Below are 14,408 nucleotides of genomic sequence, written 5' to 3'. Positions count from 1 at the left end.
ATTCCCTGGGAAAAGACGACGGCGGAAGCTTGCTCTTCCGCCGTTTTTGTTTGACAACGGGAAGAATATAAGCAGAAACGCGGCAAAAGCCGCTAGGGGAAATACAGCATGAGCGGATTGTTTTCCGCCCTCGGTTCCTTGTGGACCTGGTTGAGTACGATTTTCGACCCATTGTGTGGTCCTGCCGGACTGTTCACCGTGTTCAGCATGTTCCGCCCGGACACGATGCTCGCCTGCGGTGATGCAGGCTGGGGCGACGAACTGGCAGGTGGCTTGAAGATCACCATTGCCGTCTCGGTCCTGACATTACCGCTCGGCGTCATCATCGGGTTCTTCGTCGCGCTGGCGCAGCAATCGGAAGAAAAATCATTGCAGCTCGCCGCGGGCGTCTTCACGACGATTTTTCGTGGTTTGCCGGAACTGCTCACGCTTTTCATCATTTACTATGGCATGCAGATCCTGCTGCAATCGCTGCTCGCCAAATTCGGCTATAACGGGCCTGTCGAAATCAATGCCTTCGTCGCCGGCATGGTTGCATTGGCGATCGTCTTCTCCGCCTATTGCTCGGAAGTGCTTCTGTCGGCATTCAAGGCAATTCCGAAAGGCCAATACGAAGCGGGCGATGCACTCGGCTTCCATCGCGCGCGCACCATGCGGCTGATCATCGTGCCGCAGCTTGTCCGCATTTCCCTGCCAAACCTTGGAAATCTCTGGATGAATCTGTTGAAGGACACATCCTACGTGTCGATTATCGGCCTTGCCGACATCATCAGGCAAACGGGGATCGCCGTACGCGCCACCAAGGCGCCCTTCACCTTCTATTCTATTGCCTGCCTGTTCTATCTGACGCTGGCCGTCATTTCATCGATCGGCCTCTTCTATCTCGATCGATGGGCCAAACGTGCGGAGGTTCATCGATGAGCCATGCCGAAATTCTGATAGCCGCGCAGCCGGCACCGCCCCGGACAGCCAGGAAATTATCCAAGGCGCGCATCGTCGGATATTTCTTCCTGACACTCTGGGCCGTTCTCGGCATCGCCCTGCTGACGATGATCGTGACAGGCTGGGATATCGACAAACTCCAGACTTATGGGCCACGGCTTCTGCACGGTCTCTGGATCACGGTAAAGCTGGTCGCCACATCCTTCATCCTCGGCGCGATCCTGTCGATACCGCTGGCCTTTGCCCGCATGTCGAGCAACAAGATCCTGAGCACGCTGACCTATTGCTACGTCTATCTGTTTCGCGGCACGCCGCTGCTGGCGCAGATATTCATGGTCTATTACGGCTTTCCGAGCTTCCGCTGGTTCTTCGAGGATATCGGCCTGTGGTGGTTCTTCAAAGATCCTTTCTATTGCGGCGTCTTCGCCATGACGCTGAACACGGCAGCCTATCAGACGGAAATCGTCCGTGGCGCCATCCAAAGCGTGCCGAAGGGCCAGAGGGAAGCCGCAAATGCCCTCGGCATCCACACCTGGATCGCCCTCCGCAAGATCATCATTCCCCAGGCGCTCATCGTGGCGCTGCGCCCCTACGGCAACGAGATCATTCTGCTGATCAAGAGCTCGGCCACCGTCTCCATCATCACGGTCTACGACCTGATGGGCGAGACGCGCTACGCGTTTTCGCGTACCTATGACTACCAGATCTATCTCTGGGCGGCGATCTTCTACCTGGTGATCGTTGAGCTCATGCGTAACGGCTGGGCACGGATGGAAGGCCGGCTGACCCGGCACCTCAAGCGCTGATTCAGAAACGCGGCGCGCAAGGCGCCGCTTTTGGCAGCACTCAGATGGCGCCGCTGCTAAACAATTGATTTATAGCAATAATTTTTCTTCGTGACAGTTCTGTAAAGCTTGAGTTTACCATGAGCTGTTTCCATATCTCTGTGACCATGAGTCACAAAGAAAAACGGGAACGGAAAGAGAAAGCTCATGCACGAAGACATGCAAAAGCAGTTGCAGGGTTATGGGTTGACGACGGCGCAGATCTTCTACCGCCTGCCCGATCACCCACAGTTTCTGCAGACCTATATCTGGCAGGACTATGACCTCGCCCCGAACTTCCCCGAAATGCACGGCTTCCTGAAGTTCTGGCAGGAAAAGCTGGATGGACCATTGCACTCCGTGCGCTATGTCCATCGCAAGCTGATTTCGGCGACCGAATGGCGGGCGGTGAAGGGGGAATTCATCCTGCACTGAGGCAGCCGGATCGAGTAGGCGGCGCCACGACCGGCTGTGCCGCCGTCAGACATGCGCTTCGCCATGGATGAAATCCCTCTCATCCGACGCGCGATGGAGCGCGCCGTAGAGGACGAAAGCATAAAAGGCCGCGACGAGAATGAGGACCATCCAGCCTGGCATCGGTCCGAGTGCCGCATTGTCGGTGATATAGCTCCATGAATGCGGCTGCTCCTGCGTCAGCCCCTCCGTCTGGAGCCTTGGCGTCGAAATCTTCAGGATCCATGCCAGCAGCAGGATCGCATACATCCAGCAATAATTGCGCCGCAACCGCCGCTGCGCTGCCTCGACATAGCTGAGCAGCAGCCGTGGCGAACGCAGGCTGGTGGCGATCGACAGTGCCCAATCGGGGTTGAGCTCCGTTTGCGGGGCCAGGATCTGCGCAAAGTAGTGCCGCTCCAATTGCCTCACCCGCGAGCGATAGACATCGAAGAAGCGATATCGCCGCGCCTCGATCAGTAACAGCAGCGTGATCAGCATCATTCCGAACAGCAATACGCCATGATGCGACGTCGGCGTCGAAAGCGATACGGATAGCAACGCTGCAACCACCGTGATGGCCCAGTTCGAGGTCCTGTCGATGCGATCGCGCCAGCTCGTCATCCTCCCCAATTCACCCCGATAGTAGTGGGTCAAGGTGTTGGTGACTTCAGCCGACGTCGACGGTAAGGAGGGACGGCCGCGCTCTGCCGGGCTGCTCGTCGGGTTCGGTGTGCCGAGTTCATTATCCATGATTTTTCCTCCCTTATTCTTCTGTTCGGGTAGCGTCCCCCAAGTCGCTTTTGCCGAAGGTCATATTCTGCGCCTGCGCGGCAAGCATTGCAAAAGCCGATCAAGCGCCTTAATGCCTGCGTGACAAAAGGAAGGGCCTGTAATCATGGCAAAGAAGAAGATCGACGAAGACGCGCTGGCGGAAGCCTATAACCAGGCATTGGCGCTGGAGAAGGCGGGCGACATCGACGCTGCGGTTCAGGCCTATGAGCACGTGCTGGCGCTCGACCCGGAAGACCATGGCGGCGCGGCCGTGCGCATCGCGTCGATGGGTCGCGGCGAGACACCGGTGAAGGCCCCGGACGCCTATGTCGAGACCCTGTTCGATCAGCATGCCGAAGTTTTCGAGGATGTGCTCGTGGAGCAGCTCGGCTACCATGTTCCGGTCCTCGTTCGCCAGCGCCTGCAGGCGCTCGGCCTCGGCCCCTTTAAGCGCATGCTCGACCTCGGCTGCGGAACGGGCCTCACCGGTGGCACGCTGCGCGACATCGTCGAGGATATCACCGGCATCGACATCTCGGAAAACATGGTCGAAGTCGCCCATGAAAAGGAGATTTACGAAACGCTCTTCGTCGCCGAGGTCGAAGACTTCCTCGACGACAATGATGAAGACGCTTTCGATCTGATCACCGCGACCGATGTCCTGCCCTATCTCGGTGCGCTGGAGCCCCTCTTCTTCGGAGCGGCGGAAAACATGACGCCGGGCGGTCTCTTCATTTTCTCCTCCGAGACCTTGCCACAAGCCATCATGGCCGGACGCAGCTATATGGTCGGCCCGCGTCAGCGCTTCGCCCATTCCGAAGCCTATGTGCGCGACAGGCTGACCGCGACCGGCTTCGAACTCGTCGAAATCACCGACATCAATGTGCGGATGGAAGACGGCCAGCCGACGCCGGGCCATCTGATCATCGCCCGCCGCCTCGCTGACTGAGACTATAACCGCCACAGGCAAATACTTATCCATACGGCTAAGTATTTTCTTGCGCGACAATCCGAGAGCTGATACTTAGCCATTCAGTTAAGTATTCAGCTCTGGTCTCGGAAAGGTCGTTGCATGTCCCTTATTCTCTACCAGCATCCCCTCGCGTCGTTCTGTCATAAGGTGCTGATGGCGCTCTATGAAAACGAGACGCCGTTCGAAAGCCGCATCATCGATCTCGGCAATGAGGAATCGCGCGCCTCGCTGGTGCGCCTCTGGCCGCTTGCAAAATTTCCGGTGCTGCGCGACGAAACGCTCGACAGCACCGTGCCCGAAACCAGCATCATCATCGAATATCTGGATCGGCATTATCCCGGAGCGGCGCCGCTCCTGCCGGCGGATCCGTCGGATGCCCTGTGCGTCCGGCTTTGGGATCGCTTCTTCGATCAATATGTTCAGGACCCGATGCAGAAGATCGTCGCGGACGTGCGCCGGGCAGAGAAGGACCAGAGCCCACAGAGCGTGTCTGAAGCCCAGGCTTTGCTGCGCACCGCCTATGGAATGATCGAGAAGCAGCTGGACGGAAAGACCTGGATCACCGGCGACAGGCTGACCATGGCCGATTGTGCAGCTGCCCCGGCCTTGTTCTACGCCGAAACCGTCGTTCCCTTTGCCGAAGAGCATAGCCGGCTGAAGGCATATTATCGACGTCTCCTCGAGCGTCCGTCCTTCGCCCGCGTCCTCCAGGAAGCCATGCCCTATTTCCACATGTATCCTTATAGCAAGAAACTGCCGGTACAATTCCGGCCGGAAAAGCCGAATGCTTGAGGACCTGCAGGCGCTCGACCGCATGTTCCAGGCCCTTTCCGATCAGAGCCGGCGCGGCATGATCGACCGGCTCGGGCGTGGACCTGCGTCCGTCACGGAACTGGCGGAGCCTCTGGACATGGCGCTCCCGACCGTGATGAAACATCTGCAGGTGCTTGAAACAAGCGGGCTGGTGCTATCGAAAAAGGCCGGCCGGGTGCGCACCTATCACCTGCGCAAGGAAGCGCTGGCAGCTGTTGAGCGCTGGATTGCCGAACGCAAGGCATCCTGGAACAGGACCTTCGACCGGCTTGACCTCTTTCTGGCAGACACATCGACGGAGACCGCAGACGAATGAGCGAACGATCGACAGAGCATACGACCATCACCATAGAGCGCCACTTCAAGGCTCCGCTGTCACGCGTCTTCAACGCCTGGGCAATCCCGGAACAAAAGCAGCAGTGGTTTGCCTGTAGCAGCGACTGGAAACAGCTGGATTTCCAGCTCGATTTTCGCACCGGCGGCAGCGAAAGCAATCGGACGGCTTCGACGGATGGCGTCGTGCATGCCTATCAGGCCCGCTACATCGACGTCGTCCCGAACGAGCGCTTCATCTATGCCTTCGACATGATGCTCGACGACTTCAGAATTTCCGTCTCGCTCGCGACAGTCAATTTTACGCCGGAGCCCAGCGGCACGAAGATGACCTTTACCGAACAGGTCGTCTTCCTCGACGGCTACACCGACAACGGCTCGCGGCTCATGGGCACGGAAATCGGCTTCGACAATCTCAGGCTCTACGTCGAGGGAGACGAGATGAGGCCGAACTAACCGCGCGCATTGCCAAGGATCGCTGCCAAAAGCTGGCCTTCGAGCTCGGCCAGCGCCGGATTGCCGTGGCGGCGCGGATGCGGATAGGGCACGGCGAGATCGAGCACGATCCTGCCCTCGTCCAGGACGACGACGCGATCGGCTAGATGCACCGATTCGCTGACATCATGCGTCACGAGCACTGCGGTAAAGCCGAGTTCGCGCCAAACGCGGTTCAGCAATTCCTGCATGCTGATGCGCGTCAGGGCATCCAACGCACCCAGCGGCTCATCGAGCGCGAGGATACCGGGCTTGCTGACGAGCGCGCGCGCAAGCGCCACACGCTGTCTTTGTCCGCCGGAAAGGCTGGAGGGCCATTCGCCGGCCTTCTCGGCAAGCTGCACTTCGGAAAGAACAGCGGCGGTCTCCTTGCGCAACACATCCCGCGGCACGCCCTCGCCCAGCCCAACGCCGACGTTGTCGGCAACCGAAAGCCAGGGCAACAGGCGCGGCTCCTGAAAGACGATACGTGTATTGGGTTGCGCTTCGTCGAGACCGGCTGCCTCGAAGCGCAGATGACCCGCGCTCGGTTCTTCCAACCCCGTCAGGATGCGCAGCAGCGTACTCTTGCCGCAGCCGCTCTTGCCGATGACGGCAACGAACTGACCGGCGGGTATATCGAGATCGATGCCGCGCAGGACGCGATTGCTTCCGAAGCTCTTTTCCAGACCCTTGATATGGACGGCTACAGCACCTGCAGCCTGCGGAGCCGTATGTGCCGCTTCCGCTCGCGGACGATCTATGGCGATGGTGCTCATGGCAGGCTCCTCAATTCTGATAGGCCGGGTTCCAGCGCAAAGCCCTGCGCTCGATCGTCCGCGCGACGACATCGGCAAGCTTGCCGAGGATGGCGTAGATGACGAGCGTCAGCACGACCACATCGGTCATGCCGAACTCGCGGGCATTGTTGGCCATGTAGCCGATCCCAGACGACGCCGCGATCGATTCAGCCACGATCAGCGTCAGCCACATGATGCCGAGGGCAAAGCGCAGTCCGACGAGGATGGATGGAAGCGCGCCGGGAAAGATGACTTTCCGAAACAGCGTCCAGTTGCTCATCCCGTAGACCCTTCCCATTTCGATCAATCCACGATCGACGTTGCGCACGCCGTGATAGGTGTTGAGATAGATCGGAAAGAGCACGCCGAGTGCCGTCAGGAACAGCTTCGATTCCTCGCCAATCCCGAACCAGAGGATGACAAGAGGCACCATGGCGAGATGTGGAATGGTGCGCAGCATCTGCAGCGTCGTATCGGTTAATTGCTCTGAGAGCCGTGATACGCCGTTGGCGATGCCGAGCAGGAAGCCTATCGAGCCGCCGACCAGCAGGCCCGCGAAAGCGCGGCCGGCGCTGACGAGGATGTTGTTCGGCAGCTGCCCGGAGATCGTGGTCTGCCAGAAAGCGACTAGGACTGCCGTCGGCGACGGCATGATGCGAGTGGAGATCCATCCAAACGACGAACCGAGCTGCCACGCCGCGATGACGACGACCGGCAGCAGGAACGGCAGAAAACCCTGAAACGAGATGGCTTGCCGTGCAGCCCTGGCCGGGCGCGTGCGCCGTTCCGAGCCTACACGCACGAAGGACGTGTCGAATGCCGACATGGGAATCTCCCCTCTTAGCTGACGTTACGAGCCGGAAACAACCTTCAGATTGCCGCCATGGCTGCCACCGGCAAAAATCTGCTTTGCGCCAAACTCGTTGCGGAAGCCGGCACGCTGCTCGTCACGTTTCAATCCCAGTTCGGGGAACAGAAGCTCCGCCACGCGATAGGCTTCTTCCAGATGCGGATAGCCGGAGCCGATCACGGTTTCGATACCGAGCTCCTGATATTCCCGCAGCCTTGCAGCCACGGTCTTCGGCGACCCCACAAGTGCCGTGCCGGCACCGGCGCGCACCAGCCCGACACCGGCCCAGAGATTCGGCGACACTTCGAGCTTGTCGCGCCGGCCGCCATGCAGCGCCGCCATACGCTTCTGCCCAACGGAGTCGGATTGCGTGACGAATTGCTCCTGCGCCTCGCGGATTGTCTCATCGTCGAGCTTGGAAATCAGCTTGTCGGCCGCAGCCCATGCCTCCTCATCCGTTTCACGGACGATGAAATGCAGGCGAATGCCGAAGCTGACCTCGCGGCCGCGCTTGGCCGCGGCGGCGCGCACCTTTTCGATCTTCTCAGCCACCTGTGCCGGCGGCTCGCCCCAGGTCAGATATTTGTCGACGCGGCCGACGGAGAATTCAATGCCGGCATCCGAGGAACCGCCGAAATAGAGTGGCGGACGCGGCGATTGCACCGGCGGCAGGCCGAGCTTTGCGTTGGTTGCTGTAATATACTTGCCTTCGAAGGTGGACGATCCCGTCTCCAACAGCTCCTCCCAGACATGGAAGAATTCATCGGCATGGGCGTAGCGCTCGTCATGCTCGAGATGAATACCGTCACCGGCTAGTTCCGCCGGGCTGCCGCCAACGACGATGTTGAGCAACACGCGGCCGTTCGAAACGCGATCGAGCGTCGAGGCGAGACGGGCGTAATAGGCGGGCGAGGCCGTACCCGGGCGGATGGCGACCAGAAACTTCAGCTTCTGCGTATGCGCCGAGAGCGCTGCAGCCGTCACGAAGGACTCTTCACAGGAAACGCCGGTCGGCAAAAGCACGCCCGTATAACCCAGCCGGTCGACTGCCTGCGCGATCTGCTGGAGATAGCCGATCTCCGGGCCGCGGTTGAGATCGGCCGTACCCAGATAGGTGCCGTCACCGGAGGTCGGGATGAACCAGAGAAAATCGATGGGTTTTGCGGTCGCGGTCATGAAGCTTTCCTGCTTTCTGGATGCGCGTGGTCGGGAGCCACCTCCCGATGTTCGATCCGGATAATGGCATAGACTATCGATTACATCGACAATATGGATTTTCTAATTGTCGGCGTTTGACGAAATATTTTGCCCATAAAGTGCACGCCCGTAGTGCTACGGGCGCAGACGATATCCGTGGGTCTTGTTAGCCTCAGCTCGCCTTTGGTCGCCAGACGATGTCCGTGACGTTGAGCTTCTTCGGAACGATGCCAAGATTATAGAACTCGTCAGCCAGCCCCTGCTGATAGGTGATCGTCGCATCTGTAATGGTAGAGACGCCGCCAAGATTTGCACCAGGGCGCGTCAGCACCACCCGCGTCACCTCGGCCGGCACGCCGGTGATTTCGGACATGGCCTTAACGGTGCCGTCCAAATCCGATTGCGCCGCCGCACCCACTTTGGCCAGTTCGTCGATGACGTCGATAATCACCTGCGGGTTATCTTTGGTGAAATCACCGTTGGCCAGGAAATAACTGAAGGAATCGACGATGCCCCGCGCAGTCGCAAGGATGCGAGCATCCGGATCGGCCTCTGCAATGGCGAGATAGGGATCCCAGATCGACCAAGCGTCGATCGCGCCGGTCTTGAACGCAGCGGATGCATCCGGCGGCGTGAGATCGAGCGGCTGGATATCGCTGATCGTCAGCCCGCCTTTGCGAAGCGCCTTGACGGCAACGTTGTGGGCACTGGAGCCGCGCTTGAAGGCAACCTTCTTTCCCTTGAGATCGGCAAGCGTCTGGATCGGCGAATCCTTGCGCACGAGAATGGCGGAGCTTTCGGGGCTGCCGGTGTAAATGCCGACATACAGCAGATTGCCGTTGGCAGCCTGCGCAAACAGCGGCGGCACATCGCCCGTCGCACCGAAATCGAGAGCACCGGCGCCAAGGGCTTCCAGCAGCGGCGGGCCGGATGTGAATTCCGACCATTCGACGGATATGCCGCGATCGGAAAGCCGCTTTTCCAACGCCCCTTGACGCTTTGCCAATGCCAATACGCTGTTCTTCTGCCAGCCGATCCGAAGCGCCGTCGCTGCAGCCGCACGTGACTGTCGAACGGAAGGCAAAGCGAAGGCAACCGCCGTCGCACCGAGAAGGCCGAGTGTCTGTCTGCGCGAAATCATCGAAGATCCCTTTTCATGAGGCCTCGGCGCTTCCGCGGCCACCGGCTCGTTGTCGATAGCTTAAAGATCGCAAATCCATAGATTATATCGACAAAGAAAATTATGAAGATTCACGGCAAGAGCGAAATTCTATTCCAATAAATGCAAAAATCGGAAATCAGATTTCACATCGCGGCCATGGTGACAAGTTGCCCGACAAATCGGTCTTCCGTCCCTCTAGCCTTTCCGCTAAGCCTTCGAAACAAATTCGGTCAGGGAGTTATAAAATGGCAAAGGTCTCGTTCATCGGCATGGGCGTCATGGGCTATCCCATGGCCGGGCATCTGAAGGTCAAGGGTGGGCATGACGTCACCGTCTACAACCGGACCGTTGCCAAAGCCGAGGCATGGGCCAAGCAATATAACGGCAAATTCGCCGCTACGCCGGCTCAAGCCGCTGAAGGTGCCGATTTTGTCTTCACATGCGTCGGCAACGACGACGACCTGCGCTCGGTGACCACGGGCGAGAACGGCGTCATTGCCGCCATGGAGGCCGGTTCCGTCCTCATCGACAATACGACGGCCAGCGCCGAGGTCGCCCGCGAGCTTTGCGCGGCAGCTAAGGAAAGGGGCGTCGACTTCATCGATGCTCCCGTCTCCGGTGGACAGGCCGGCGCCGAAAACGGCGTGCTGACCGTCATGTGCGGCGGAGACGAGGCGGTATTCGAGAAGGCTCGCCCCGTCATCGACGCTTACGCCCGCATGGTCGGCCTGATGGGACCGGTCGGCGCGGGTCAGCTGACCAAGATGATCAATCAGATCTGCATCGCGGGCATCGTTCAGGGCCTGGCCGAGGGTATCCATTTCGGCAAGCAGGCCGGGCTCGATATCGAAAAAGTGGTGGAGGTCATTTCCAAGGGTGCCGCCGGCTCCTGGCAGATGGAGAACCGGCACAAGACCATGAATGCCGGCAAATATGATTTCGGCTTCGCCGTGGACTGGATGCGCAAGGATCTCGGCATCGTACTGGAAGAAGCACGCCGCAATCAAGCCAAGCTGCCGCTCACGGCCCTCGTCGACCAATTCTACGGCGATGTGCAGGTCATGGGAGGCAATCGCTGGGATACCTCCTCGCTGCTCGCGCGCCTGGATCGGAAATAATCCGGCCCTGAGCAATTCCAGGAAAAGTGCGCAGCGGTTTTGTGTCCGGAATTGCGAGGCAACAAGGATATAAAGCGGTTCAGAGTTTCCGTGAAAACTGACCTTACACCTGGTCGGCTCCATCAGGGGCGTCGCCAATCGATCCAAGGGACCCGGCGGCGCATACTTCCTGCAAACAATGAGCGAAGATAGTTTCGCAAGTTGACGACCTCCGCTACGCTGCGCGGGACTTGCTGCCTTGTGACAAGGACAGCCGATGAAAGAGTTGCGGAGGCCCGGTGTTTCAAATTTCGGATAATTTCTCCGCCTTTCAAGAACGCGATATCGCCCGGCGCGACGGAGCCGGAACGGCGGCGCGTATCATCCAAAGCAAGCGCCTGCTCTGCAAGCGCCTTGCCTCGGCCGCTCCGGGCGTGGTGTTCATTCAAAAGGGCCAGAAGATCATTCTCGATCAAGGCGCCGACATGAAGGCTTGCGCCGGCGATCTCGTGCTGATCCCCGAAGGCGCCACCTCGGATATCATCAATGAGCCTGACGGCGCCAGCGGCTATCAGGCGCTCGCCCTGCAGTTCGCGCCCAACCTGATCGCCAATCTTGCCGTCGCCGAAGCCAAACCAGTGCAGGAAATCAAGGTTCTCAACGGCATGCCGCCGGCTTTCGAAGAAGCGTACGGCAAGGCGATCGAGGCGATCCGAAGCGGCCCTCTCCTGCCGGACAGCATCGCCGCATCCCGTGTCAACGAAATCCTGTTGTGGCTCGGCGCGCTCGGCCACCGGTTTGCGCCGATCGCCAACCCCGGTCCGATCGAACGCCTGCGCCGGATCATCAATTCCGACCCAGCCCATTCGTGGCGCGCTCCGGAGCTGGCGAAGACGATCGGCATGAGCGAGGCCAGTCTGCGGCGCAAGCTGGCAGCGGCGGGAACGAGCTTTTCCGAACTCCTGGCCGATATCCGGATGACGACGGCGCTTACCTTGCTGCAAACGACCGACAAGTCCGTGACGCAAATCGCGCTGGATGTCGGCTACGACTCCGCTTCCCGTTTCACCGCCCGCTTCCGGGCGCGTTTCGATTTCGCGCCGAGCGAAATCCGCGGTCATCAGCGTGAAGTTGATCGAAACGGCGCAAAGACTGATCGAAACAGCGCAGCACTCGTGCCCGCGGAATGACAATCTCCCGCCATCGACGCTGCGGGCAGCGTCGCTCTAACGGAGATTGTCATGAAATATTCTATCGCCGCGGCTCTGGCTGCATTGTTGTTGCCGTCAGCCCAAGCCTCGGCCTTTGAACTCGCCAGCCCCGAGATGAAGGATGGCGGCACGCTCAAGATCGAACAGGTGGCCAATATATTCGGCTGCAAGGGTGGAAACGTCTCTCCCGCGCTAATCTGGAAAGATGCGCCGGAGGGAACCAAGAGCTTCGTGGTAACGCTCTATGATCCAGATGCGCCGACGGGCTCCGGCTGGTGGCATTGGACCGTGTTCGATATCCCCGCATCCGCCACGTCACTGCCGTTAGGCGCAGGATCGGCTACGGGAACAGGTCTGCCCTCCGGAGCCATTCAGGGAAGAACCGACTTCGGTACCTCGGCTTTCGGTGGCGCCTGCCCGCCTCCAGGCCCCGCGCATCGCTACAGACTGACCGTAACGGCCTTGAAAATCGACAAGCTCGGCCTCGACGGCAATGCCAGCGGCGCGCTCGTCGGCTTCATGACGCAGGCAAACGCCCTCGCCTCCGCGTCCGTCACCGCGACTTACGGACAATGATACCGCGCTGACAAAGAAGCAACGCCCTTGCCGCAGAGTTCAGGTACATATCCCTGATCGCGGGCGGGCGTTGCTCATAGATATTGCCCGCCACTCAGTCTTCGTTCGACCTCGCATTCTCCAGCAGCATGTAGTCGAGCGGCAGTTCCGTCGAATACTTGATCTGCTCCATCGCAAAGGCCGAGGAGACGTCGCGGATTTCGATCTTGGCGATCATGCGCTTGTAAAAGGCGTCATAGGCAGCGATATCCGGCACGACGACGCGCAGCAGATAGTCGACGTCACCGCTCATGCGATAGAACTCCACCACTTCCGGAAAATCGGCGATCACTTCGGAAAAGCGCTTCAGCCATTCGATGGAATGGCTGTTGGTGCGGATGGACACGAAAACCGTGACCTTGGTGTTGACCTTTTCGGGATCGAGCAGCGCCACGCGGCCGCGGATGACGCCATCCTCTTCCATCTTCTGGATGCGGCGCCAGCATGGCGTCGTCGATAGGCCGACCTTCTTGGCGAGATCGGCCACGGCCAGAGTGGAATCTTCCTGCAAAAGGCGCAGAATCTTGCGGTCTAGGCGGTCCATTTAAGCATCCCTTCGAATTATATTCTCTCTATAGCCTATTTTAAGCGAGGGAAAAGAAACTTTTTCTCAAGAAAGGAGGCTTTTCACACGTTGTTGTAATACCGGAAGTAGTTCGGCCTCGAACCAGGGATGGCGTTTCAGCCAACCGCTGTTGCGCCAGCTCGGATGCGGCAGCGGCAGGATGGCGGGCGATCGGTTGGTCAGAAAATAGCGCCGCCATTCGGCAACCGTCTCGGTCATCGACCCCATGCGCGCCGCGCCAAGATGCCACGCCTGCGCATATTGGCCGATCGTCAGGATCAATTCGATCTGCGGCATCGCATCCATGGCCTTTTGACGCCACAAAGGCGCACATTCCTTGCGCGGCGGCAGATCGCTCCCGGCCGCATCATAGCCCGGAAAGCAGAAGCCCATGCCCATTATCGCGAAATGATCCGGATTGTAGAAGCTCTCGCGATCCACAGCGAGCCATTGCCGCAAACGGTCACCGGAGGCATCGTTGAACGGTAGACCGCTCTCGTGAACGCGCAATCCCGGTGCCTGCCCTGCGATGAGTATCCGCGCGGTCGACGACAGCGTGGCGACCGGGCGCGGCTCGTGCGGCAAGCGATCCGCCTCGCCTTTGGCCGGCGCATCTCGACAGAGACGACAAGCGGCAATCGCTGAACGCAGGATCTGTAATTGGCTATCTCGCTTCATGGCACAATCCATCCGACGAGTTGCCGCAGATACCCGACCACTCCCGCTATCGGATCGCCTCCATTGGCATGGGTCATTTGCTCATCATGCCGATAGTCGCTCGGTCTCTCGAAATCCCCAGCCCAAAGTCCGGCTTTCGCCTGCCGTGCCACTCGCTCGTCGCCGGTATAGCCGCCGTACGAAACCGCCATGCCGTTGCGGACCATCGCGGCATTGATATCAAGAGTGCCGATCGCGCAGGTCACCAGCATGCGACCGTAGCGATCCCTCTCCCGGCCACGGCATTCGGGCGTCCCGGTCTTAATAAATATGGCAAGCGCCTTGCGCGCTTCTTCGCCGCATGCCCAGTCGGCACCATCGCGCCGACAGCGTTGCCGATATTCGGGAGCATCGATGCCCTTCAGCCTCAGGCGCTCGCCACCGGTGGAAAGCGTATCGCCGTCGATGACATAAAAGCTACCGGTTTGAATGAATTCCGGCCGATTGTTCATCTTCCACGCGAGCAATGCAATAATGGCGAGCAAAGCGAAAGTGGCCACGCCGTCACGAAACAGGCGGCCTGACCGCATCACGTTCTCGCCTCCTTTAAGAACAAATCCTTGGCGAAGATGGCAAACAAATCATTTCGACGCAGTATCTTCTTAAGG

At 59.4% G+C, this 14,408-nt stretch carries 18 protein-coding genes; 10 read left to right on the top strand and 8 right to left on the bottom strand.

Going from position 1 to position 14,408, the window contains the following annotated elements; genetic code table 11:
• The first annotated feature begins 108 nt into the window (after positions 1-108).
• From HGP12_RS01195 to HGP12_RS01185, 3 genes are all read left to right on the top strand, one after another.
• The gene (locus HGP12_RS01195) at positions 109-921 is read left to right on the top strand and encodes an ABC transporter permease (RefSeq protein ID WP_168838734.1); all 813 of its coding nucleotides are present in this window, start codon (positions 109-111) and stop codon (positions 919-921) included.
• Positions 918-1,748: an ABC transporter permease gene (locus tag HGP12_RS01190; RefSeq protein ID WP_168838733.1), complete on the top strand. Its 831-nt coding sequence runs from the start codon at positions 918-920 to the stop codon at positions 1,746-1,748. Before HGP12_RS01195 ends, HGP12_RS01190 begins: the two co-directional genes overlap by 4 nt.
• A 186-nt stretch (positions 1,749-1,934) precedes the next feature.
• A complete protein-coding gene (locus HGP12_RS01185) occupies positions 1,935-2,201 on the top strand; it encodes an usg protein (protein WP_120664213.1) in 267 nt (88 codons plus the stop codon).
• Between the two features lie 45 nt (positions 2,202-2,246).
• On the opposite strand, the gene HGP12_RS01180 is transcribed toward HGP12_RS01185, so the two are convergent.
• Positions 2,247-2,972 (bottom strand): DUF2270 domain-containing protein, encoded by a 726-nt coding sequence (locus HGP12_RS01180; protein ID WP_168838732.1) that lies wholly within the window; start codon positions 2,970-2,972, stop codon positions 2,247-2,249.
• Positions 2,973-3,117: 145 nt separating this feature from the next.
• Here HGP12_RS01180 and HGP12_RS01175 point away from each other — a divergent pair, with 145 nt between their 5' ends.
• From HGP12_RS01175 to HGP12_RS01160, 4 genes are all read left to right on the top strand, one after another.
• Positions 3,118-3,942: a methyltransferase domain-containing protein gene (locus tag HGP12_RS01175; RefSeq protein WP_168838731.1), complete on the top strand. Its 825-nt coding sequence runs from the start codon at positions 3,118-3,120 to the stop codon at positions 3,940-3,942.
• 123 nt (positions 3,943-4,065) lie between these two features.
• A complete protein-coding gene (locus HGP12_RS01170; protein WP_168838730.1) occupies positions 4,066-4,758 on the top strand; it encodes a glutathione S-transferase family protein in 693 nt (230 codons plus the stop codon).
• Complete coding sequence (locus HGP12_RS01165; RefSeq protein ID WP_168838729.1) at positions 4,751-5,095, top strand: helix-turn-helix transcriptional regulator; 345 nt, start codon at positions 4,751-4,753, stop codon at positions 5,093-5,095. The genes HGP12_RS01170 and HGP12_RS01165 overlap by 8 nt, the downstream gene beginning before the upstream one ends.
• The gene (locus HGP12_RS01160) at positions 5,092-5,568 is read left to right on the top strand and encodes an SRPBCC family protein (protein WP_168838728.1); all 477 of its coding nucleotides are present in this window, start codon (positions 5,092-5,094) and stop codon (positions 5,566-5,568) included. Before HGP12_RS01165 ends, HGP12_RS01160 begins: the two co-directional genes overlap by 4 nt.
• Here the strand turns inward: HGP12_RS01160 and HGP12_RS01155 are convergent.
• From HGP12_RS01155 to HGP12_RS01140, 4 genes are all read right to left on the bottom strand, one after another.
• Positions 5,565-6,365 (bottom strand): ATP-binding cassette domain-containing protein, encoded by an 801-nt coding sequence (locus HGP12_RS01155; RefSeq protein ID WP_168838727.1) that lies wholly within the window; start codon positions 6,363-6,365, stop codon positions 5,565-5,567. The two genes, HGP12_RS01160 and HGP12_RS01155, sit on opposite strands and share 4 nt — an antisense overlap.
• A gap of 10 nt (positions 6,366-6,375) precedes the next feature.
• Positions 6,376-7,212, bottom strand: a complete 837-nt coding sequence (gene ssuC / locus HGP12_RS01150; RefSeq protein WP_168838726.1) for an aliphatic sulfonate ABC transporter permease SsuC — start codon at positions 7,210-7,212, stop codon at positions 6,376-6,378.
• A gap of 24 nt (positions 7,213-7,236) precedes the next feature.
• Positions 7,237-8,412: an FMNH2-dependent alkanesulfonate monooxygenase gene (ssuD, locus tag HGP12_RS01145; RefSeq protein WP_168838725.1), complete on the bottom strand. Its 1,176-nt coding sequence runs from the start codon at positions 8,410-8,412 to the stop codon at positions 7,237-7,239.
• Positions 8,413-8,605: 193 nt separating this feature from the next.
• Positions 8,606-9,574: an aliphatic sulfonate ABC transporter substrate-binding protein gene (locus HGP12_RS01140; RefSeq protein ID WP_168838724.1), complete on the bottom strand. Its 969-nt coding sequence runs from the start codon at positions 9,572-9,574 to the stop codon at positions 8,606-8,608.
• A gap of 245 nt (positions 9,575-9,819) precedes the next feature.
• Here HGP12_RS01140 and HGP12_RS01135 point away from each other — a divergent pair, with 245 nt between their 5' ends.
• The 3 genes from HGP12_RS01135 (at position 9,820) to HGP12_RS01125 (ending at position 12,479) form a co-directional block, all read left to right on the top strand.
• Positions 9,820-10,713 carry an NAD(P)-dependent oxidoreductase gene (locus tag HGP12_RS01135; RefSeq protein ID WP_312862846.1) on the top strand — a complete coding sequence of 298 codons (894 nt, stop codon included), beginning with the start codon at positions 9,820-9,822 and terminating at the stop codon, positions 10,711-10,713.
• Positions 10,714-10,991: 278 nt separating this feature from the next.
• On the top strand, positions 10,992-11,882 hold the full coding sequence (locus HGP12_RS34590; protein WP_168838722.1) for a helix-turn-helix transcriptional regulator: 891 nt from the start codon (positions 10,992-10,994) through the stop codon (positions 11,880-11,882).
• A 51-nt stretch (positions 11,883-11,933) separates the two neighbouring features.
• Positions 11,934-12,479 carry a YbhB/YbcL family Raf kinase inhibitor-like protein gene (locus tag HGP12_RS01125; protein ID WP_168838721.1) on the top strand — a complete coding sequence of 182 codons (546 nt, stop codon included), beginning with the start codon at positions 11,934-11,936 and terminating at the stop codon, positions 12,477-12,479.
• A gap of 94 nt (positions 12,480-12,573) precedes the next feature.
• Here the strand turns inward: HGP12_RS01125 and HGP12_RS01120 are convergent, their stop codons facing one another.
• The 3 genes from HGP12_RS01120 to HGP12_RS01110 form a co-directional block, all read right to left on the bottom strand.
• Entirely contained in the window at positions 12,574-13,062 is a 489-nt protein-coding gene (locus tag HGP12_RS01120) for an Lrp/AsnC family transcriptional regulator (protein ID WP_168838720.1), read from the bottom strand.
• Positions 13,063-13,128: 66 nt separating this feature from the next.
• Positions 13,129-13,761, bottom strand: coding sequence for a uracil-DNA glycosylase family protein (locus HGP12_RS01115; RefSeq protein ID WP_168838719.1), 633 nt, complete (start codon positions 13,759-13,761; stop codon positions 13,129-13,131).
• A complete protein-coding gene (locus HGP12_RS01110) occupies positions 13,758-14,333 on the bottom strand; it encodes a thermonuclease family protein (protein ID WP_168878667.1) in 576 nt (191 codons plus the stop codon). The genes HGP12_RS01115 and HGP12_RS01110 overlap by 4 nt, the downstream gene beginning before the upstream one ends.
• Positions 14,334-14,408 lie beyond the last annotated feature (75 nt).

This window comes from Rhizobium sp. P28RR-XV, assembly GCF_012641385.1.
Taxonomy (GTDB): Bacteria; Pseudomonadota; Alphaproteobacteria; order Rhizobiales; family Rhizobiaceae; genus Rhizobium.
Note: the sequence above shows the minus strand (reverse complement) of the source record. Positions and strands in the feature narration are given on the sequence as shown.